Below are 18,516 nucleotides of genomic sequence, written 5' to 3'. Positions count from 1 at the left end.
GGCCGGAGCGGGGACGCGGCCGGCGGGTGGTGCGCCGACCGGCACGGCGCGCCCTCGGCGGGGCCCTACGGCAAGCGGGGCCGATGCGGGTGGAGGCCCGCCTCGTCGGCGGCCGAGGCGCCCCGTGCCCACCCCGCCTCGTCCCAGGCCGCCCGCACCCGGGTCGTCCGGGTCTCCGGGAACAGTTCGTCCGTGCGGGCGGTGACCGCGACCTCGCGCGAGGCGAGGGCGGGAAGCAGCGTCGGGGCCTCGGCGGCGACCCGCCGGGACGTCGCCGCCAGTCGGGCGCCCAGCCGGTTGGCGTAGGCGAGGAGGAAGGACTGCCGGAAGGACTTCGTGCGCCGGCGCCCGCCGGCCCGCTGCTCCGCCTCGGCCCGCGTCATCGCCGCCGTTCCCTGCACGAGCAGCGAGGTGTACAGCAGCTCCACCGGGTCGAGGTCCGCCTCGAAGCCGATCACCGTCGAGAAGCCGTACGTCTCGTTCCACACCGCCCGGCAGTGGTTCGCCGTCGCGACGGCGTCCAGCAGGATCGCCTTCGCCTGCTCGTACGGCGGCTCCACCCCGATCCGGATCGCCCCCGGCGTCTCCGGGGTCGGCGCGCCCGCCGCGAGCGAGGCCTCGTCCAGGCTGTGCCGGGCCATCAGCTCCTGCGCCTTCGCGGTGAGCGCCTCCGCCTCCTCGGGGTATCCGGTGGCCTCGGCCTTGGCGAGCAGCGCCCTGATCCGGGTGAGCATCCGGGGCTCGCCCGCCACCGCCGGCGGCAGGGCCTCCCCCGGGACGGGCCCCACCGCGTCCAGGCGCGGCAGGCGGACGAGCAGCCGGTAGAGCTCCAGCGCGGTCGTCGCCCGCGAGAAGCGGTCGGTCGAGCGCCCCGGGTCCGCGTCCAGCTCGTCGACCTGGGCCCGCCACCGGTGCGGCAATCGCCCGTAACCGGCCGTCTCGGCCCTGATCAGCGCGGACAGCAGCCATACGTGCTCGTCGGCGAGCTCGCGCCGGGCCGTACGGACCAGGTCGGCCGGCTGCCAGCCCCGTGTCCACAGGGTCCGCACGAACTCCTCGCCCCGTCGGGCCAGTTCCCGGTCCGTTCCCGGGTCGGCGGCGAGCAGCGAGGCCGCCGTGTCGAGCGAATCGTCATCGCCCGCGTACAGCGCCGCGAAGGCCTTGTCGACGGTGCCGCTCACGTCGTGTTCCTCGCGTCCCAATCCGCGCGCGACCGGGCGACCACCTCTCGGTGGTCGAGCGACCAGTCGACCAATTGCTTGATGAGGTGGGTCATGCTGTGGCCGAGTTCCGTCAGCGCGTACTCCACCTGCGGCGGGGTCGTGGGGTACACCGTCCGCGAAACGAGCCCGTCACGCTCCAAGCGGCGCAGGGTGAGCGTCAGCATCCGCTGCGAAATGCCGGTGACGAGCCGCTGGAGCTCCCTGAACCTCCTCGCTCCGGGCATCAGCTCGACGACCACGTGCACCGTCCACTTGTCCCCGAGCCGGTCCTGCACGTCCCGCACGCCGCAGTCCTCCGCGCAGGAGGCGACCGGCTCCTCGGTTACCTCCGTGTGCCCTTCTGACATCAATGTGCCTCCTTCCGCGATCACGTACGTCCGCTCACGATGGTCTCAGCCATCACGTCCCCAGGGGGAAAACATGCTGCTCGTCACCGGTGTCTCCGGCGCCCTCGGCTCGCTCGTCGCCGAACGGCTCGCCGGCCGCGACGACGTCGTCCTCGGCACCCGCGCCGAACTTCCCGGCACCCGTCGGGTCGACTTCGACGCACCGGAAACCCTCCCGGACGCCTTCGCCGGAGTGGACACCCTGCTCCTCGTCTCCGCCGGGTACGGCGAGGACGACGTCGTGGTCGCCCGGCACGAGGCCGCGATCTCGGCCGCCGAGGCCGCCGGGGTCCGGCACCTCGTCTACACCAGCCTCTCCGGCGACGGCGACCACCTCGCGTACGCGCTCGCCCACCGCTGGACCGAGCGGCGGCTCGCACGGTCCGCCACGCTCGACTGGACGGTCCTCCGCAACGGCCTCTACGCCGAGCTCCTGACCTGGATCGCCGCCCCCGACCCGGAGAACCGCATCACGGGCCCGCTCGGGGGCGGCCGGCTCGCCGCCGTCGCCCGCGCGGACCTCGCGGACGCCGCCGTCGCCGTCGCCACGGACCCGACGGCCCACCGGAACCGGGTGTACGAACTGGTCGGCGAGCAGCCCCTCGGCGGTGCGGAGCTGGCTGCGGCGCTGGGCGCCACGTACGCACCCGGGACGCTCGCGGAGGCCCGCGCCGCGCTCGCCGCGTCCGGCGCCGCGCCCTTCCAGGTGCCGATGCTGGCGAGTACCTACTCGGCGATCGCCCACGGCTTCCTGGACGGCACCGGGGTGCAGCGCAACGATCTGCGGGCACTGCTCGGTGGACGCGAACCGCTCGACGCGCTGGAGGTCTTCGTGAAGGCGGTGCGGCAGGGGTAGGTCCGGCCCCGCTTCCGGGACGCCCGGTGGGGGCGTGGTCCAGAAGGACCGAAACCGTTCGCTCGGGCCGTGATCACGACCACGTCCGAACGGCCCTCCCCAGTGGTTCGTCCCCGGCCCCGGGGGGCGGGGCCTGCCTTCTCCCCGGACGGCACGGGTCCGACACCGTGCCCGTGGAGAAGTCGCCCGGCCGTCCACAGCCTGTGGACGGGGAAGCGCTCCGGGAACTCCGCGCCCGCTGGCCGTCACCGCCTCGGACGGACCGGACTCCATCGGGGTCGACGCCCCCGCTGCGGGGTGCCGCCGGTGGGTCGTGACCACCGGGCCGTGCTCGCCGTCGCCCTCGGCACGCCACTCGGCCCGGTGGTCACGGCGATCGTCCCGCCCGCCCCGGGGCGGGCCCGACCGTCCGCTCCGCACCGGTGGCCCCGTCACCGTCCTGGGCCGCGGTCGGCACGGCGGCGGACGCGCGTGCGGTGATCGCGGTCACCGCGTCGGCCCTCCCCGCATGGCGCCCCGTGCGCCGAGCGGCCATGGTGGGACGACGGGACGGTGACCGGGGTCGGAGCCGGGTCACCGCCCCGCCCTCCGACGCAGCGGGAGGCCGTGCGCACCGGGCCGCGGCACGGCCGACACCGCCCGGGCTCCTTCCCCGCCTGTCGGGTCCCGGCCTACGGAATCAGGACGATCTTGCCCCGGACGTGGCCCGACTCGCTCAACTCCTGTGCCCGTGCGGCCTCCTTCAGCGGAAGCACCTCCGCCAGGCGGACCGCGAGCACGCCCTCCACGGCCAGCCGGGCCTGCTCGGCGAGTCCCCGCCGCACCGCCTCCGGCTCCCCGGTGGCGCCGGAGAAGACGATCCCGTGCGCCGCCGCGTCGGTCGCCGCGATCGTCACGATCCGCTCCTTCGCCGCGTCACCACCGCCCAGGAGGTCGATCGCGACTGGCAGCACACCGTGCCCGGCGGCGTCGAAGACCGCGTCGACCCCCTCCGGGGCAACGGCACGGACCCGGTCCGCCAAGCCCTCCCCGTACGCCACCGGAATCGCACCGAGCTCCCGCAGATGGTCGTGGTTGGCCTCCGAAGCGCTGCCGACCACCGTGATCCCGGCAGCGACGGCGAGTTGGACGGCGACGGATCCGACGACGCCCGCCGCGCCATGCAGGAACAACGTCTCGCCCGCCCGCACCCGCAGCAGGTCCAGGACGCGCCGGGCGGTCTCGCCCGCCACCGGGAGGCTCGCGGCGGCCTCCCAGGAAAGTCCGGCGGGCTTGGGCGCGACGGTACCGGCGATGGCGTACTCGGCGTAGGCACCCGTCTCGGTCCAGCCGAACACCTCGTCGCCGACGGCCAGTTCGGTGACACCCTCGCCGAGCGCATCGACGGTGCCGGCGAACTCCAGGCCCGGGACGGCGGGGAAGACGGTCGGGTAGAAGTCCTCGACCCAGCCGTAACGCCGTTTCCAGTCCAAGGGGTTGACCCCGACCGCCGCCACCTTGACCCGCACCTCGCCGGGACCCGGCTCCGGCACGGCGACACCGGTCGCACGGCGCAGCACCTCGGGGCCGCCGAACTCCTCGTACACGATCGCTTCCATCTGGGCCTCCCGTTGACCATCCGGCTCGGTTCCACGTCCTCACGTGCACGTCCGCGATCCCGCACCCCGACGTGCACGTCCACGCACTCCGCGTGTTTCGACGAAGCCCAGCCTGCGCCGCCGGCCCGCCTCGCCCCGCCCTCCCGACGGCCAGTACCACCTGGCCGGAAGACGGGGTGGCCCCCGACCGCCCGGCACTAGGCTGATCCCCATGGACGCGCTCACGCTGGCCACCGTGTACGAGGTCATCCGGCAGCCGCTCGGAGAGATCCTCCCCGAGGTCTCGGCCGCCCTCGCCCCCCTCGTCCCCCACGTGGACGCGGCCGAACTCGCCACCCACTGCGCCCACTCCCCCTTCAAGACGCTCGGCGGGACGGAACTGCTGACCGCCTCCGAACTGGCCCCGCTGCTCGCGGCCGGCGTCCCCGGCACCCCCTGGCAGGGCCGCGCGACGATCGGCGGCCGGGAGCGCGAGGTCCTCGCCGTCACCAGCCACGCCACCCGACGCGGAGCGGTCCTGGTGCTCGTACGCGAAGACGGCGCCGCCCCGGCCGACGCCTCCGCGCTCGCCTCGGCGCAGGCCCTGTGGGACGTGGTCACCGCGCACTTCGACCGGTTCGCCAAGGAGGCCGTGCCGGGCGCCCTGGCCCGCTCCCGGACGGCGGCCGACACCCGGGCCCGGGTCATCGCGGAGCTCACGGCCTCGCACGCGGCAGCGCTCTCCGGAGTCCTCGGAGTGCTGCGCAGCCGGGCCTTGGACGACACGACGGCCCGTGCGACCGCCACCGACCTGGCCGCGTCCGCGCTGATCGAGATGCGGGCGGAACAACGGCGGGACCGGGAAGTCGCGGAGGAACCCGCCCGGGACGCCTTCGAACGGCTCGCCGGCGAGCTGCGCCCCCTGCTGCGGCACAGCAAGGTGCGGCTCGAACTGGGCGCGCCCGACTCGACGCGCTCCATCGCCGCGGACGTGGCGCACAGCGCCCGGGCCATCGTCCGGTCGCTGCTGCTGGTCGTCCTGGAGCAGGACTCGGTGCGCCGGGTCCACGTCGGCTGGCAGCTGACCGCGCACGAACTGCGCGCCTCCATCAGGGACGACGGCGCGGGCGCGCTCGCCCCGTGCGATCTGGGTGCGGGCACCGTCCGGGACCGGCTCGACGTGCTCGGCGGACGGCTCGACACGGACGTGGTCCCGGGCTGGGGCACGACGATCACGGCGGTGGTCCCCCTCTCGACCCCGGAGGCCCCCGTCGAGGCGGTCCACCCGCTGACCGGGCTCGGCGACCGCGAGGTGCAGGTCCTCCAACACCTGGCGCAGGGGCACCGGAACCGGCGGATCGCGGAGGAACTGCACATCAGCGAGTCGACGGTGAAGTTCCACGTCGCGAACATCCTCAACAAGCTGGGCGTCGACTCCCGCGGTCAGGCCGCCGCCCTCTTCCACGCGGCGGCCTGACCCGGCCCGACCGGACCCCGTGCCGCGGGGGCGGAACGCCCTCCGGGGCGCGCCGCCCGTCCGGTCAGCCGCCCGTCCGGTCCAGCGCGTCGCCCGGCCGTGTGCACCCGGGCGAATCGGACCACCCGTACGCACCGCCCGCGTCCCGGGCGGTGTCAGTGGCGGGTGCCAGACTCGAAGGCATGAGCGACAGGTGGGCGCTGGCCGCCGAGGCCGAAGGAGACGGAGCGCTGCTCGTCCCCCTCGGCCCGGACGGACTGCCCTCCGGGCCGGTGCGGCGCGAACGGGACCTCGCCGAGGCCGTGCGGTCCAGGCCCGAGGTGACCCGCTGGGTGTGGCGGTCGACGGCCGAGGTGTATCCGCGGCTGCTCTCCGCCGGCGTCCGCGTCGAGCGGTGTTACGACGTCGAGGACGCCGAGCAACTCCTCCTCGGTCACGAGGGCCGGCTGGGCGAACCCCGCTCGGCCGCCGCGGCCTGGGCACGCCTGCAGAACGCCCCCGTGCCACCGGATCCGCCGCAGCGGGCCGCCGAGCCCGGTTCCCAGGACTCGCTCTTCGAGCCCCGCCCGGGCGTCTCCGTGCCGTTCGACGGCCTCCTCGCGGTCTACGCCGAGCAGTTGCGACGCCACGACCGGACCGCGCACCCGGGCAGGATGCGGCTGCTCACGGCAGCGGAGTCGGCAGGAATGCTGGTGGCGGCCGAGATGCACCGGGCCGGGCTGCCGTGGCGGGCGGACGTGCACCGCGAGCTGCTGGGAGAGCTCCTCGGCGAGCGGTACGCCGGCGGTGGCGAGCCGCGCCGCCTGGCCGAGCTCACGGACGAGGTGTCGGCGGCGTTCGGCCGCCGGGTCCGGCCCGACCTGCCCGCCGACGTGGTGAAGGCCTTCGCGGGGGCCGGCGTGCGGCTGAAGTCCACGCGCCGCTGGGAACTGTCGGAAGTGGACCATCCGGCGGTGGAACCGCTGATCGCGTACAAGAAGCTGTATCGCATCTGGACGGCGCACGGCTGGTCGTGGCTGTCCGACTGGGTGCGGGACGGCCGCTTCCGCCCGGAGTACCTGCCCGGCGGCACGGTCAGCGGACGCTGGACGACCAACGGGGGCGGGGCGCTGCAGATCCCGAAGGTGATCCGACGGGCGGTGGTCGCCGACGAAGGCTGGCGGCTGGTGGTCGCCGACGTCGACCAGATGGAGCCGCGCGTCCTGGCCGCGATCTCCCGCGACCCCGGTCTGATGGAGGTCGCGGGGCACCCCGACGACCTGTACGGCCGGCTCTCCGACCGGGCCTTCTCCGGCGACCGGGCCCACGCCAAGCTGGCGCTGCTCGGCGCGATCTACGGGCAGACGAGCGGCGACGGCCTGAAGAACCTGGCGGCGCTGCGGCGCCGCTTCCCCCGGGCGGTGGCCTATGTCGACGAGGCGGCGAAGGCCGGCGAGGAGGGCCGGCTGGTGCGGACCTGGCTGGGCAGGACCAGCCCGCGGGCAGTGGGCCCGGACGTCGACGAGGAGGCGGGGCTTCCGCAGGAGGGCGGGGAAGCAGCCGCGGAGGAGGGCGAGTTCGTCCCGGGGTACGCCTCGGGAAACGCCCGGGCCCGGGGCCGGTTCACCCGCAACTTCGTCGTGCAGGGCAGCGCGGCCGACTGGGCGCTGCTGATGCTGGCCGCGCTGCGGCGCTCGCTCGCGGGGATGCGGGCGGAGCTGGTGTTCTTCCAGCACGACGAGGTGATCGTGCACTGTCCTGCGGAGGAGGCGGAAGCGGTGACGGCGGCGATCGGGGCGGCCGGGGACGAAGCGGGGCGGATCACGTTCGGGGAGACGCCGGTGCGGTTCCCGTTCACGACGGCGACGGTCGAGCGGTACGCGGACGCGAAGTAGGACGGGCGGGCGGCAGAAACGCGGACGCGCAGCAGACCGGCAGCCCGGAGGACACGCCTCCGTGGCACACGGCGGGGACGCCCTGCGGCGCGGACGGGCGGACGGGCGGACGGGCGGACGGGCGGACGGCGAGAGGACGCCACCGGCGTCCGGCGGCACGGGAAGTCCCCGCACCGCCGGACGCCTCGCGACCGCCGGCTACTTCAGGGGCAGGTTCTTCCACTTCGGGCTCAGCGCGAGCGCCTTCAACTGCTCCATGGAGAGCGCGGGTTCGGGGCGCGTGGCGGCTTCGTACGGGGCACCCGAGTTGTAGGCGGATACGACGACCCGGAAGCCCTCCGGGCTCAGGGTGTCGACATTCCACCAGACGACCCCCTCGCCGCCCTTCTCCCCCGGCTGCTGGGCGTACTTGGCCCTGGTGCCGTCGGGCAGGATCACCACGCCGTCACCGGTGAAGAGCCCGGCGTCCGCCTCCCCGGCGGAGGGCTGCACGTCGACGCCGACGAGGCTCTTGCCCTTGCCGTCGTCGACCACCACGTACCCGTGACCGTCCTCGCCGGCACTGTGCGTGACGGTGACGTCCTTGGGCAGGAGGGAGCGCAGGACGGCCTGGACGGCGGCCTGGTCCGGCGCGGTGGTCGGCCGGCTCCCGCCGGTGCCGGGCTTCGTCGGAAGCCCGGGGATCCGCTCGAGGAGCGGACGCCAGGCGTCCGCCGCGATGAGCGCCTTGAGCTGGGCGGGGGTGAAGGGAGGGTTCTCCCGGGTGACCTCGGTGCCCTTCTCGGCGGGGGCGTTGTACTCGTTGACGTCGATCAGGAACCCGTCCTTGGTGAGCAGGACCGCCGACCAGTCCTTGGTCTCTTCGCGCTTGTCGGGGTACTCGTACCCCTGGAAGATCATGAACCGATCGCCGCCCGGCAGTGTCCCGGTGCTGCAGTCGTCGACCGGGACGACCACCTCGTCGGGGCAGGTGACCTGGTCCTTCCCGGCCTCGGAGCCCTCCCCGGCCCGGTAGAGGCCGACGGTGACGCCCGCCTTGCCGCCGCCGTCGTCGTAGACGCCGGCGACGGCCTGGCCCGTGCCCTCCAGGTCGTCGAACTGCCACTGGCCGGCCGGGGTGTGGGCCTGGAGGACGGCGGCGATGTCCTTCAGCGGGATCTCCGCGGTGAAGGGCGCCTGCTTCGCCGGTTCCTTGGTGCCCTTGGCCTGTGGGGGCGCGGCCACGGAGGCGGTCGCCACCCGTCCGCCGGGGCCGAGCAGCGAGCCCCCGTACACGCCGCCGACGCCGACGGCGGCGAGCGCGAGGACGCCACCGGTCATCGCGAGACGACGGCGCACCAGGCGGCGCCGGCCGCGCTGGAGCCCGCCCGCGACCAGCTCGCGCCGGTCGTCGACCTCGAAGCCGTCACCGGCACTGCGCAGGATCGCGCCGAGTTCCTCCTCGAAGCGCCCGTGCGGGACGTCGTCGTTCTGGGGTCGTTCGTTCTGGGGTCGTTCGTTCTGGGGTCGTTCGTTCTGGGGCATGCCGAAATCACCGTCTCCGGTCAGTGAGGGAAGAAGCAGGGATGGTCAGCGGGCGGCGAGCTCGGTGATGCTGTCTCCGAGGTGCTCGCGGAGCTTCGCAAGCGCCCGTGTCGAGCGGGTGCGCACCGTGGCGGAGCTGACGTTCAGGGCGTCGGCGGTCTCTTCGATGCTGCGGTCCTCCCAGTACCGCAGCACGACGACGGCCCGGTACTTCGGCGCGAGCCCGGCCAGCGCGTCGAACAGGGCGACCCGCAGTGCCGGGTCCTCACCGTCGTGACGGACGCGGTCGGGCAGCTCGCCGAGGGGGCGCTCGGTGGCCGATCGGCGCCGCTGGTGGCTGAGGAAGGTGCGGACGAGCACGGTCTGGGCGTACGCGGCGGGGTTCCCGATTCGTGACCTGCGGCCCCAGAGGGCGTACATCCGGCCGAGCGTCTCCTGCGTGAGGTCCTCGGCCAGGTGGGTGTCGCCACTGGTCAGCAGGCATGCGGAGCGGAACAGGTGGCCCGTGCGTGCGGCAGCGAACTCCAAGAACTCGTCCGCGCGGGGCTTTCTCATGCCCCTCCTCTCTCTCCCGGTCACATGGCGTGGTCGCCGTACACCTCACTGACGCGACGGGGCCGGGGAAATGTTTCAAGGGATCCCCGCTCGACGCGTCCAAAGAAGCGGAATCGGGTAATCCTGAAGTATGAACACTCTCAGCGCAGCAGACACCCTGGCCGCTGGAGTTTGGCAGTCAGGGCTGGCCCAGGTCCTCGGCGGTCTCATCATCGTCGCCGTCCTCATCGGAGCCGTCTGGCTGGGCTTCCGGGTCCGCGACCGCGAGTCCGCACCGCCCAAGCCGGAGGAACAGCCGCACCGGCCCGACAGCGGAGCACTGCCCGGGGAAACCTCCGAGTACCGCAAACCGGCGGAGATGCCACACACCGACGGCGAGCACCGGCTCATGCCGTACCAGCTCAAGGGCTCCGGAACCGAAACCTCCACCGACCCGCCGAGCGAGGAGAAGCGCAAGTGGGGCGGGATCTCCAGCGGCGGCTTCGGCAGCGGCGGCACGGGGCACGGCGACTGACCGCCGAAGGAGGTGGAACGCACCGGCCCACGAAGGGAGGCGCGTTCCCCCTCGGCCCCGGCCGCAGATCCCGAAGCCCACGGCACCCGGCCGGGACCACGGCCACGCGCACGGCACGCCCTCGGCTCCGGCGCCGCGTCCACCGAACGACGAGACCCCAGGTCAGAAGAGTCCGACCTGGGGTTCCAGAACGAGCCGCCTTCGGGATTCGCACCCGAGACCCACGCATCACGAGGGCCGTCCAAGACGTGCCGAGTCGTTCCGGACGGCGCCTCGGCGTCCGGAACCACCTGGTCGGGCCATGGTCTCCGTGATGTGCGGTACGGCTCGTAACGGCTCATGCCGCACCGTCCGCTCGCGCATCGCCCACCCTCGCCGGTGCAGCTCTGCTCCAGAAGTGCGTGCCGGGGAGTCACCGAGCCCGGCGACCGCGGTCCGGTCGTCACCGAGAGCCACCGCATACGGGCCGGTGAGCCGAGGCACCGCGTAGCGTGGAGCGCCCCGGGCTCGGTTCAAGCTCAGGCGAGACGGACGGGCAGTGCCCGCCACCGCTGCGATGGCGGGCACTGCCCCTTGTCGGGCCTCACGCGGTGTCACCACTAGCGCTGGATGACCACCTTGCCGAAGGGCCTGCCGTCCCGGAAGTACCGGTAGGCGTCGGCGGCTTCGTCGAACCCGAAGACCCGGTCGACCACCGGGCGAGTGCCGTGTGCGACGATCGCCCGGTTCATCGCCTCGAAGTCGGTGCGGCTGCCGACCGCGATCCGGCGGATCGACAGGTACCGGCCCGCGAACGGATCGGTGACCGGCTCCCCGCCGGGGAAGGCACCGATCAGGGTGACCTGAGCGTTGTAGGCGCCCGCGGCGATCGACTTCGGCAGGGTCTCCAGACCCACCGCGTCGACGATGTGCTCGGCGCCCTCGCCATCGGTGAGGTCCAGAACCACGCGCTCCCAGTCGGGCACCTCCGTCCGGTCTACGGTCTCGTCGGCGCCGAGTTCCTGCAGCCGCTGCGCCTTCTCGGGGCTGGAGGTCACCGAAATGACCCGGGCCCCGTGGATGCGGGCGAACTGCACCGCGGACAGCGCGACGGTACCGGTGCCGACGGTCACCACGGTGGCACCCGGCTCGACCGGCAGCGGCCGGGCCAGCGCCGACCACGCGACAAGGCCGGCGCAGGGCAGGCTCGCCGCTTCGGCATCGGTGAGGTGTTCGGGCACCCGGACCGCAGAGTCCTGGTGCATCACCAGGTGTTCGGCCAGCCATCCGTCGTGGTTGGCGCCGAACTGCTCCCGCACCAGGGACAGCCGCTGCGGTCCGTCGATCCAGTGCAGGAAGTAGGTCGAGGTGACCCGGTCGCCGACCGCGACCCGGGTCACGTTCGCACCCACCCCGACGACCTCGCCGACGCCGTCGGAGAGCGGGACGACTCCGGGTGCGGTGGGGACCGGGTAGGTGCCGTCCATCAGCATCAGGTCACGGCGGTTCAACGAGGCCGCCCGCACCCGAACCAGGACCTGGTCCGGGCCGGGTTCCGGGATCGGTCGCGGCCGCGCGACCAGGCCGAAGAGCTGCGACGACAGCGGGTCCAGGTGGTAGGCGACGGAGTTCGTCGCGCCGCTCACGCGACGTACTCGTGGTCGGAGCGGACCCGCCCGTCGGCGTCGAAGGCCAGCACTTCGAGGCCGGAGCCGGCCACGCTCCCGTCCCGCCGCGAGCGCATCACCCAGGTCAGCGCCACTGCGGCGCCCGCGTGCCGGATCACCTCCCCCTCCTGCTCGAACACGAATTCGCCGGAGGCGACGAACATCTCGTAGGCCCGGGTGACCCGCTGGTACATGGCGTCGTGGCCGCGGACCTCGACGGCCGGGAACGGGAGGCCGTACGCCGCGGCGGTGTCGCGGATGCCCTCGGGCGGGTTGACGAGCACCTGGTGGCCGTCCTCGGACCAGACCTCGCGGATCAGGCGTCGGCGCCGTTCCGCCTCGGGCTCGTTCCACTGGGCGATCCAGCGGTCGATCAACTGCTTCAGTTCGGCGTCAGTGGGTTCGTGGCTCATGTCGGGAAGTCTGCGGCGCGGCCGGGGGGCGCGCGATTCCCCGCAGGGAATGGCGAAGTGTCCGGGCCGCGTTGTTCATTGACACCATGACGACCGTGACGGAAGCAGGGCTGTTCGCCCGGGAACTGCGCCGCTGGCGTGGCAGCCGCCGGCTCAGCCAACTGGATCTGGCGATCCGCGCGGATACCACACAGCGCTATGTGAGCTACCTCGAACAGGGCCGGTCCCGCCCCGGGCGCACCGTGGTGCTACGGCTGGCCGAGTCGCTCGGGCTGTCGCTGCGGGAGCGCAACGCGCTGCTGCTGACGGCGGGTTACGCCCCCGTGTACGCAGAGTCCGACTGGGACGCACCGCACCTGGCGCCGATGCGGTCGGCGCTGCGCAGCGTCCTCGACGGCCACCTCCCGTATCCGGCGCTGATCGTGGACGCGCTGGGCCGGGTGATCGAGACGAACGCCGCCTTCGCCCTGTTCCTCGAAGGCGCCCCACCGGAGCTGCTGCGCGAACCGGTGAACGTGCGGCGCTTGGCCCTGCATCCGGACGGGATGGCCCGCCGGGTGGTCAACCTCCCCGAGTGGGGCCGTCACATCACGGAGGCGCTGCGGGTCCGCTCCAGGCTCAGCCCCGATCCCGAACTCGAACAGCTGCTCATCGAGTTGGAGGGCTACCTGCCGCCGACCGCGCCGAGCCCCGACTACGTCGGATTCGCCGTCCCGCTGCGCCTGCGCACCGAGGAAGGCGAGCTGCGCCTGATCACCACGCTGATGTCGATCGCCACCACCGACGACGTCTCGCTGGCCGAACTCCACCTGGAGGCCTTCCTGCCCGCCGACGCCGCAACCGCCGAGATCCTGCAGGCCCGTGCCGAGCGCATCGCCGCCGTCTGAGGGCGGCACCGTCGCACACCCCGCGGTGGAGACCACCTCGCGCTCAGCCCCTGCGATGACACCGGCGGTCACCCGGGAACGCCGGACCCACTACGGGGATTGAACCCGTGATGTCGCGTTCAACCCGGCGGCCCACGTCGAGATCGATCCCGTGCACAAGTCGAAGGCGCTCGTGTGGACGCGCGAGCAGGTCGCCCAGCGGGAGCAGACGGGAGAAGCGGGTTCCCGCGCGGCTCCGCTCAGGCATCGCTCACGCGAGCGAAGTCTCGGCACCCCGGCCGTGTGACCCGTCATGCCCCGGCAACAGAAAACCCCAGGTCACGGGTGATGTGACCTGGGGTTTCTCTGAGCCGCCTTCGGGATTCGAACCCGAGACCTACGCATTACGAGGTCGAAAGTCCGTTCCCCTCTCCACCCCTCTCTTCTCTTGACCTTACCTCCGCAGCAGGTCAAGCGGGGTGCACCTTCCATTCTGCTCTGATCTTTCACGCGGATTCCCTATCCTTCCGTTCCCATGACGTTCCCATGGGGCCCTCCTGGAACCTTCCTCCACGGGCGGGGTGGAGAAGTCGGCAGGTAGGCGCGAGGAGCGGTCGGCCCCTCCAACGAAGCGCCCTTGCGACGCACAGAAGCCCTGTCCCCCTACCAGGGGGACAGGGCCTCAACGCGTGCGCGCGTTCAACGTCTCAGAGTGAGCCTACAAGCTGGGGCTGACCTGGGGGACGAGGTTGAACAGCTTCGCCGGGTCGGTCTCCGGCGCGTCTACGTAGCCGCAGGCGTGCGGGCACGGCGCCCACTTCCACGGCCGCGCGTACGACACGCGCCGGGACTCCCGCGCACGACGAGGGTCGTTGGCCCGGCAGCGGCGTGGAACACGCCCTCGGAGTCCGCAGCCGTTGCAGAGCCCGAAGGCGTCGCGGTACGGCCCGCACCGCTGCTCCTCGATCTGGGCGATCTCCGGAGGGAGTTGGGGGTGCGGGTAGGGGCGCCCGCTGCCCTTCGCCGGCCCGCCGGTGGCGGGGTCGAACTCGTACTCGTTCTGGCTGGGGTGGATGGGCAGGAGCCACCAGGGCTGGTGGGGGTCCCGGGTGAAGACCTTCCGGACGTTCCTCACTCGGGCGCCCGCGGGGTCGAGGACGTTCCGGGACTCGATGATCCAGAGCCTGCCGACGAACGGGTCGTACGCCTCCCGGATGCTCCTGGCATCGGGGTAGGGGAAGGCCCTGGTCTGGATCTGCTCGGTGAGCGCGCCGGTCCGGAAGAGGTCCATGAGGTCGCTCTTGCGGTGGGTGAAGACGATCGGGATGCGGTCGAGCGGTATGCCGGCCAGGGGTACCACGGTCACGGGCTGTCCTTCCTGGTGGGTGGGGCGGTTCTGGTGGGCGGGCGGCCGGACGGGATGGTGGGTGGCCGGGTGCGGGCGAGGGGTATGGAGGGATAGGGGTTCTCGAACGGCTGCTGGGCGCCGGGGGCGCGGGGCGCTTCGCGGCGGGTGCGCTCGGTGGTCTCGCGGGCTTCGTGGCGGGCTCGCTCGGCTGCGGTGTCCTCGCTGGTGGCGTAGACGATCTCGACACTGCCGAAGGCGTCCTCCGCGGCCTCGCTGTACTCGTCATGGAGGCGGGAGCGTTCGGCGATGTTGGAGGGTGCTTCCTCTATTCGCCAGATGTCGAGGCGGCCTCCGCCTGTCCATGCTCCGATCACGAAGTACGCGCGTTTCACGGTGTTGGGCTCATGGGTCATGGGGTGCCTTTCGGGCGGTCGGCCCGCCCCGAAGGGCGGGCCGGGGTGCACTCAGGCCTGGATGGCGACACTGGGCTCGGTGTGCTCGACAGCAGCCGTGTCGACTTCGGTGTACCTACCGTCGCTGTGGACGCCGAAGACTGTTGCTGTTGAGTGGGGGTCGCGCTGGATGCTGAGGGCCTTGCGGGCGGCTTCTTCGGGGGCGTCGGCTTCGATGTCGATCTCCCAGGTGACGAGGTACGAGTTCATGGCGGTCCTCTTGGTGGTCAGGCGCTGCGGCGACGGGGCTTCTTCGGGGCGGGGGCCCGTTTGGGCGTGGGGGTGGTGCGGGGGACGTCGGCGGGGGGCTCGGTGGCGGGCTTCTCGTCAGTGGCTGCCGGTTCGTCGCCCCAGGAGATGACAGCCACGTACAGGGGCTTGGTCTCGTAGGCGGGGAGCAGGTCGTCGGTGACCCGCTGGTACAGCGCCTCAGGTATGTCCACCGCAGCCGGGGTGGTGTCGTTGGTGGTCAGGTGGGATAGGGGCTGGGCGATGTGCCAGGAGCGGCCGGGGGCGAGGCGGCGGGCGCGGGCGGCGTGCTCCTGCTTGGACGCGGTCTTGGGTAGGTCGGGCAGGGCGAAGCCGGTGACCCACATCTGGACGACGGTGTCGGCGAAGAGAAGGGCGAGGCCGAGTTCGCGGCCGTCGGGACCGATGAGGCGGAGGCGTTCCGCCGTGGCCGTCAGGTCCTCGACCATCCAGGGTGCGCCGAGGCGGTCGGCCAGGTCGGTGGCTACGGGTCGCAGGTCGTTGAGGACCAGGGGTTCGGCCGGGGTGTCGGCCGCCTCGGAGGGGTCGGGTGTGTCCTCGGGAGGGGTGGGTGTGGGGAGCGTGCGCGGGCGCTTGGGGGTGGCCGTCTGGGTTTTGGGTGTCATGGGTTTCCTCGTGAGTTCTTTGAGCTTTTACAGAAGTCCGTAAGGAGATTTGGCGCTTCCGCCGAGAAGTGGGGGAGGGGCGGATTTCCCGCCCCTCCCTTCACTGCCGGGCGCTACCCGCGACAGATGCAGGATTTCCGCTCGTCTTCACGGCTGATTCCTCCGTGGGCCCTGAGGATCCTGTTGGTCACCTGACAGAGATCCGAGTTCTCGTCTTCCCTTTCCTGGAGGGTCAGGAGGGGAACCATCCAGGGGGCCAAGAGGTCCACCTCCTGGCCGGTGATGACCATGCCCCCCTTCCCGAAGTCCTTGGTGAGAAGGGCGTTCAGGATTCGGTGGGTGTCCTTGCCGGCCTTCGTCGCCCCCTGGTCGGCCAAGGCGGTCTCGATCCAGGTGGTGAAGAGTGGGATTTCCCAGGGTTGAATAAAGACATCCTGGGCCTTTTCCGCATTGATTCCCATTCTTAAATCCTTAGGTGAGTGCCATTCGGAACTCATTAAACCTAGAGAACAAGAATCCGAATAAACATAGTTTCCACTTCTATTTTCCCGGTTTATTTCTGCACATCCCGGATGTTCATTTGCCTGCCTCAAGCGGCGCGGCACGATCAGGGAGAGCAGTTGGTTTCCACAGTGCGGGCCTGATCACGCGGCCCTCTTGGTGGCCTTGGCCATGAGGCGTTCGGCCTTGCCGATGGCGGCCATCATCCGGGCGGTGGCGACGACGTTGTCACGGTGCGCTCTGGCCCCGGCAGCGTGTTGCATGGCCTTGCGGGGCAGTTCGGGGTCGGCCAGGGAGTCGCCGCACGAGACGTAGGCGTTGGGGCCGAGGTCCCAAAGGAGGACGTTGACCGCGGCGCCGGCTGCGGCGAGCTGGTCGACGTCGGTCAGGTGCCAGGTGAAGTCGTGGGGGTTGAAGCCGGCGTCGCGCAGGTGGTTGGACAGTGAGCGGAACATGCCGCCGGTGCCGGCCGCGGGGTCGTAGAACGCCTGACCGGGCTCTACGTCATGGAGGTCGTGGAGGATCTTGGCCAACACGTCGCACACGTCGGGGGGCGTGTGGTGCTCGCCGAGGCCCTGCCGGGCGCCTTCGGAGCGCAGGTGGGTGATGACCCACGACATCAGGTCGATGCTGGTGCTCATGCCCGGGATCCCGCTGTGGGTGTACTCCATCATGCCGCTGGTCAGGGCCGCTTTGGTGACGGCCCGGACGCCTCGGAGGGTGTTGGTGTCAGGCTTGTCGTCCTGGAGCCAGGTCGCGAGGATGCTGGCCCGGTCGACGAGGTCGGGGCGGTCGACCCAGCGGTATGCCCAGGTCTCCTCGTAGAGCTTCCACAGCTCGGTGTCGCTGAGGCCCATCAGCCAGTCGGCCATCCTCGGGACCTCCCCTCCCTCGAAGGGGAGGAGGGCGAGGGCGGCGATGGTGCCGACGGGGACTTCGAGGCGGTTGCCGCCGTGGGCGTTGTTCCAGGCGGCGCAGACCCGCTCGCCGATGGTGATGCCGTCGCGGCGGGCGTACCGGCGGCGCTGCTCCGGTGTGCGCGGTGCCGGTGTGGGGGCGAAGTAGGGGCGCTCTCGGGGAGCGGTTCGCAGGGTGCCCGGGAGGAGGGGAGCACCGCCCTCGTCCGGGCTCGGAGTTGGGGCCGGGGCCGGGGTGGGGGTGGGGACGCGGCGGAAGGTGTTGGGGACGGCGGGCTTGTCGTCCCCGTCGCCGAGGAGGTCGAGCAGGCGCATCGTTTCTCCTTTTGGAAATGGAGCACCCCGGCCGCCTACGAGGGCGGCCGGGGTGTGGCGGGTGGATGGTGGGGCTACTGGTTGTCGGCGGTGGCGAACTCCGCTTCGGCGCAGTCGATGCAGAGACTGCTGCTGCGGTGCCACCCGGGGTGGCACTCGTTGCAGGTCTCGCAGCCGGCGCAGAGTTCGACGTGGTCGACGGCGGGGCTGGAGCGGCAGTCGGGACAGGACCGGGACGGTGGAGGGGGCATCTGGGGCTCCTGCGAGAAGGGCTGGCCGCCCCGTACATGGACGGGGCGGCCGGTCTTGGGGGTCAGGAGGGGAGGTCGCCGATGGCCCGGGAGAGGGGCGTCAGGGACTGATGAGGGCGGCCGGTAACGACCAACCAGTACTGCTGGTAGAGCCCGACCAGGGTCCGAGTGTCGAAGCTCTCGGTGAAGGTGGAGATGTTCGACGGCCGGGCCTGTTCGTAGGAGCGGTGTCGGTAGGCGCGAGCGATGAAGTCGTAGACACCGTCCAATGCCTGGTAGTGCACCTCTACGTCTGCGCAGAAGATTCGGGCGGCAGTCTGGGCGAATGGGAGCTGGGCTAGGGGGTGGCCCTGCAAGTACGAGGTGTCGGCAGGCTGCTGTCGCTGGGTTATGGCCTCCGTGCCGAGGGCTAGGGCTTCGGTTTCGGTGATGCAGTGGACGGTGACGAAGCTGTGGCAGGCGTCGTACAGGTGGACCATCAGGGCTGAGTGTTCGTCGGGGTTGGTGGGTGCGGGTATCGGGTCGTGGACCTTGTGGGAGGTGCAGCTGTCGTCGTACGGGACGTACCAGGTGCGCGTGGTGGACGCCATGTCTTCTTCTCCAAGAGGTCGTGGCGGGAACAAAACTTCTACTTAGATTTTATAGGCAAAAGCTTCGCGAGTACAGGATCCGCCCACGAAGTCTCCGCAGGTCAAGAGGGATGCCTAACAGAGGCCGCGGGTCGAAGGCGCCGCCCTCCGGTAGGGCCAGGGTGCCCTCTGGCATGTGATCCTGACCGTTTGCCATGTGATCTTTGCGCGCTCGGGGGCCACAGAGCACAGCGTTCCTCCGCCCCCGACGACGGTTGGGCTGGGGCTGTCATTCCGGGACCTGGGCTCTGCTCCGTTGCGAGGGAGCCGATGTACGGGGTGTGGTCGCGAAGGCCGGCCCGCGCGCCCGGCCAGAG

The 18,516-nt window shown here is 71.8% G+C and carries 20 protein-coding genes; 5 read left to right on the top strand and 15 right to left on the bottom strand.

Annotated elements, in window-relative coordinates; all coding sequences use genetic code 11:
• Window positions 1-65: 65 nt before the first annotated feature.
• Window positions 66-1,181: a DUF2786 domain-containing protein gene (locus ACFW2Y_RS00975; protein ID WP_384871575.1), complete on the bottom strand. Its 1,116-nt coding sequence runs from the start codon at window positions 1,179-1,181 to the stop codon at window positions 66-68.
• The gene (locus tag ACFW2Y_RS00970; protein ID WP_384871572.1) at window positions 1,178-1,570 is read right to left on the bottom strand and encodes a winged helix-turn-helix transcriptional regulator; all 393 of its coding nucleotides are present in this window, start codon (window positions 1,568-1,570) and stop codon (window positions 1,178-1,180) included. Before ACFW2Y_RS00970 ends, ACFW2Y_RS00975 begins: the two co-directional genes overlap by 4 nt.
• A gap of 73 nt (window positions 1,571-1,643) precedes the next feature.
• Here ACFW2Y_RS00970 and ACFW2Y_RS00965 point away from each other — a divergent pair, with 73 nt between their 5' ends.
• Entirely contained in the window at window positions 1,644-2,465 is an 822-nt protein-coding gene (locus ACFW2Y_RS00965) for an NAD(P)H-binding protein (protein WP_384871569.1), read from the top strand.
• A gap of 671 nt (window positions 2,466-3,136) precedes the next feature.
• Here ACFW2Y_RS00965 and ACFW2Y_RS00960 read toward each other — a convergent pair.
• Window positions 3,137-4,063 carry an NADP-dependent oxidoreductase gene (locus ACFW2Y_RS00960; RefSeq protein ID WP_384871566.1) on the bottom strand — a complete coding sequence of 309 codons (927 nt, stop codon included), beginning with the start codon at window positions 4,061-4,063 and terminating at the stop codon, window positions 3,137-3,139.
• Between the two features lie 211 nt (window positions 4,064-4,274).
• Between ACFW2Y_RS00960 and ACFW2Y_RS00955 the strand changes: the two genes are divergently transcribed.
• Together ACFW2Y_RS00955 and ACFW2Y_RS00950 are read left to right on the top strand one after the other, a co-directional pair.
• On the top strand, window positions 4,275-5,519 hold the full coding sequence (locus tag ACFW2Y_RS00955; RefSeq protein WP_384871564.1) for a LuxR C-terminal-related transcriptional regulator: 1,245 nt from the start codon (window positions 4,275-4,277) through the stop codon (window positions 5,517-5,519).
• A gap of 182 nt (window positions 5,520-5,701) precedes the next feature.
• A complete protein-coding gene (locus ACFW2Y_RS00950) occupies window positions 5,702-7,393 on the top strand; it encodes a bifunctional 3'-5' exonuclease/DNA polymerase (protein WP_384871562.1) in 1,692 nt (563 codons plus the stop codon).
• 198 nt (window positions 7,394-7,591) lie between these two features.
• On the opposite strand, the gene ACFW2Y_RS00945 is transcribed toward ACFW2Y_RS00950, so the two are convergent.
• Window positions 7,592-8,917, bottom strand: a complete 1,326-nt coding sequence (locus ACFW2Y_RS00945; RefSeq protein ID WP_384871559.1) for a hypothetical protein — start codon at window positions 8,915-8,917, stop codon at window positions 7,592-7,594.
• Window positions 8,918-8,962: 45 nt separating this feature from the next.
• On the bottom strand, window positions 8,963-9,472 hold the full coding sequence (locus tag ACFW2Y_RS00940) for a SigE family RNA polymerase sigma factor (RefSeq protein WP_384871556.1): 510 nt from the start codon (window positions 9,470-9,472) through the stop codon (window positions 8,963-8,965).
• A 130-nt stretch (window positions 9,473-9,602) separates the two neighbouring features.
• Between ACFW2Y_RS00940 and ACFW2Y_RS00935 the strand changes: the two genes are divergently transcribed.
• Complete coding sequence (locus ACFW2Y_RS00935) at window positions 9,603-9,986, top strand: DUF6479 family protein (protein ID WP_384871553.1); 384 nt, start codon at window positions 9,603-9,605, stop codon at window positions 9,984-9,986.
• Window positions 9,987-10,585: 599 nt separating this feature from the next.
• Here the strand turns inward: ACFW2Y_RS00935 and ACFW2Y_RS00930 are convergent.
• Together ACFW2Y_RS00930 and ACFW2Y_RS00925 are read right to left on the bottom strand one after the other, a co-directional pair.
• Window positions 10,586-11,611 carry an NAD(P)-dependent alcohol dehydrogenase gene (locus tag ACFW2Y_RS00930; protein ID WP_384871550.1) on the bottom strand — a complete coding sequence of 342 codons (1,026 nt, stop codon included), beginning with the start codon at window positions 11,609-11,611 and terminating at the stop codon, window positions 10,586-10,588.
• Complete coding sequence (locus ACFW2Y_RS00925) at window positions 11,608-12,045, bottom strand: hypothetical protein (protein WP_384871547.1); 438 nt, start codon at window positions 12,043-12,045, stop codon at window positions 11,608-11,610. Before ACFW2Y_RS00925 ends, ACFW2Y_RS00930 begins: the two co-directional genes overlap by 4 nt.
• Before the next feature lie 86 nt (window positions 12,046-12,131).
• On the opposite strand from ACFW2Y_RS00925, the gene ACFW2Y_RS00920 reads away from it, so the two are divergent.
• Window positions 12,132-12,932 carry a helix-turn-helix domain-containing protein gene (locus ACFW2Y_RS00920; protein WP_384871544.1) on the top strand — a complete coding sequence of 267 codons (801 nt, stop codon included), beginning with the start codon at window positions 12,132-12,134 and terminating at the stop codon, window positions 12,930-12,932.
• 697 nt (window positions 12,933-13,629) lie between these two features.
• Here the strand turns inward: ACFW2Y_RS00920 and ACFW2Y_RS00915 are convergent.
• The 8 genes from ACFW2Y_RS00915 to ACFW2Y_RS00880 form a co-directional block, all read right to left on the bottom strand.
• Window positions 13,630-14,277 (bottom strand): hypothetical protein, encoded by a 648-nt coding sequence (locus tag ACFW2Y_RS00915; protein WP_384871542.1) that lies wholly within the window; start codon window positions 14,275-14,277, stop codon window positions 13,630-13,632.
• Window positions 14,274-14,672, bottom strand: a complete 399-nt coding sequence (locus ACFW2Y_RS00910; RefSeq protein ID WP_384871540.1) for a hypothetical protein — start codon at window positions 14,670-14,672, stop codon at window positions 14,274-14,276. Before ACFW2Y_RS00910 ends, ACFW2Y_RS00915 begins: the two co-directional genes overlap by 4 nt.
• Before the next feature lie 51 nt (window positions 14,673-14,723).
• A complete protein-coding gene (locus ACFW2Y_RS00905) occupies window positions 14,724-14,921 on the bottom strand; it encodes a hypothetical protein (protein ID WP_384871538.1) in 198 nt (65 codons plus the stop codon).
• 17 nt (window positions 14,922-14,938) lie between these two features.
• A complete protein-coding gene (locus tag ACFW2Y_RS00900) occupies window positions 14,939-15,586 on the bottom strand; it encodes a hypothetical protein (protein ID WP_384871535.1) in 648 nt (215 codons plus the stop codon).
• A 113-nt stretch (window positions 15,587-15,699) separates the two neighbouring features.
• Window positions 15,700-16,047: a hypothetical protein gene (locus ACFW2Y_RS00895; protein ID WP_384871532.1), complete on the bottom strand. Its 348-nt coding sequence runs from the start codon at window positions 16,045-16,047 to the stop codon at window positions 15,700-15,702.
• Window positions 16,048-16,230: 183 nt separating this feature from the next.
• Window positions 16,231-17,319, bottom strand: a complete 1,089-nt coding sequence (locus ACFW2Y_RS00890) for an N-6 DNA methylase (protein ID WP_384871529.1) — start codon at window positions 17,317-17,319, stop codon at window positions 16,231-16,233.
• A 74-nt stretch (window positions 17,320-17,393) separates the two neighbouring features.
• Entirely contained in the window at window positions 17,394-17,570 is a 177-nt protein-coding gene (locus ACFW2Y_RS00885; RefSeq protein WP_384871526.1) for a hypothetical protein, read from the bottom strand.
• Window positions 17,571-17,632: 62 nt separating this feature from the next.
• Window positions 17,633-18,160 carry a hypothetical protein gene (locus tag ACFW2Y_RS00880; protein WP_384871523.1) on the bottom strand — a complete coding sequence of 176 codons (528 nt, stop codon included), beginning with the start codon at window positions 18,158-18,160 and terminating at the stop codon, window positions 17,633-17,635.
• Window positions 18,161-18,516: the final 356 nt, after the last annotated feature.

It is taken from the genome of Streptomyces sp. NPDC058877 (assembly GCF_042742855.1).
In the GTDB taxonomy this organism is placed as follows: domain Bacteria; phylum Actinomycetota; class Actinomycetes; order Streptomycetales; family Streptomycetaceae; genus Streptomyces.
The sequence above is the reverse complement of the archived record's forward strand: the minus strand, read 5'-3'. Positions and strand labels throughout refer to the sequence as shown.

Bases quoted from the DNA above. Each gene is read 5' to 3' on its own strand.
- ACFW2Y_RS00910 (WP_384871540.1), bottom strand. From the start codon at position 14,672: ATGACCCATGAGCCCAACACCGTGAAACGCGCGTACTTCGTGATCGGA.
- ACFW2Y_RS00965 (WP_384871569.1), top strand. From the start codon at position 1,644: ATGCTGCTCGTCACCGGTGTCTCCGGCGCCCTCGGCTCGCTCGTCGCC.
- ACFW2Y_RS00945 (WP_384871559.1), bottom strand. From the start codon at position 8,917: ATGCCCCAGAACGAACGACCCCAGAACGAACGACCCCAGAACGAACGA.
- ACFW2Y_RS00905 (WP_384871538.1), bottom strand. From the start codon at position 14,921: ATGAACTCGTACCTCGTCACCTGGGAGATCGACATCGAAGCCGACGCC.
- ACFW2Y_RS00925 (WP_384871547.1), bottom strand. From the start codon at position 12,045: ATGAGCCACGAACCCACTGACGCCGAACTGAAGCAGTTGATCGACCGC.
- ACFW2Y_RS00900 (WP_384871535.1), bottom strand. From the start codon at position 15,586: ATGACACCCAAAACCCAGACGGCCACCCCCAAGCGCCCGCGCACGCTC.
- ACFW2Y_RS00895 (WP_384871532.1), bottom strand. From the start codon at position 16,047: ATGGGAATCAATGCGGAAAAGGCCCAGGATGTCTTTATTCAACCCTGG.
- ACFW2Y_RS00890 (WP_384871529.1), bottom strand. From the start codon at position 17,319: ATGCGCCTGCTCGACCTCCTCGGCGACGGGGACGACAAGCCCGCCGTC.
- ACFW2Y_RS00885 (WP_384871526.1), bottom strand. From the start codon at position 17,570: ATGCCCCCTCCACCGTCCCGGTCCTGTCCCGACTGCCGCTCCAGCCCC.
- ACFW2Y_RS00880 (WP_384871523.1), bottom strand. From the start codon at position 18,160: ATGGCGTCCACCACGCGCACCTGGTACGTCCCGTACGACGACAGCTGC.
- ACFW2Y_RS00960 (WP_384871566.1), bottom strand. From the start codon at position 4,063: ATGGAAGCGATCGTGTACGAGGAGTTCGGCGGCCCCGAGGTGCTGCGC.
- ACFW2Y_RS00970 (WP_384871572.1), bottom strand. From the start codon at position 1,570: ATGTCAGAAGGGCACACGGAGGTAACCGAGGAGCCGGTCGCCTCCTGC.
- ACFW2Y_RS00935 (WP_384871553.1), top strand. From the start codon at position 9,603: ATGAACACTCTCAGCGCAGCAGACACCCTGGCCGCTGGAGTTTGGCAG.
- ACFW2Y_RS00950 (WP_384871562.1), top strand. From the start codon at position 5,702: ATGAGCGACAGGTGGGCGCTGGCCGCCGAGGCCGAAGGAGACGGAGCG.
- ACFW2Y_RS00955 (WP_384871564.1), top strand. From the start codon at position 4,275: ATGGACGCGCTCACGCTGGCCACCGTGTACGAGGTCATCCGGCAGCCG.
- ACFW2Y_RS00920 (WP_384871544.1), top strand. From the start codon at position 12,132: ATGACGACCGTGACGGAAGCAGGGCTGTTCGCCCGGGAACTGCGCCGC.
- ACFW2Y_RS00940 (WP_384871556.1), bottom strand. From the start codon at position 9,472: ATGAGAAAGCCCCGCGCGGACGAGTTCTTGGAGTTCGCTGCCGCACGC.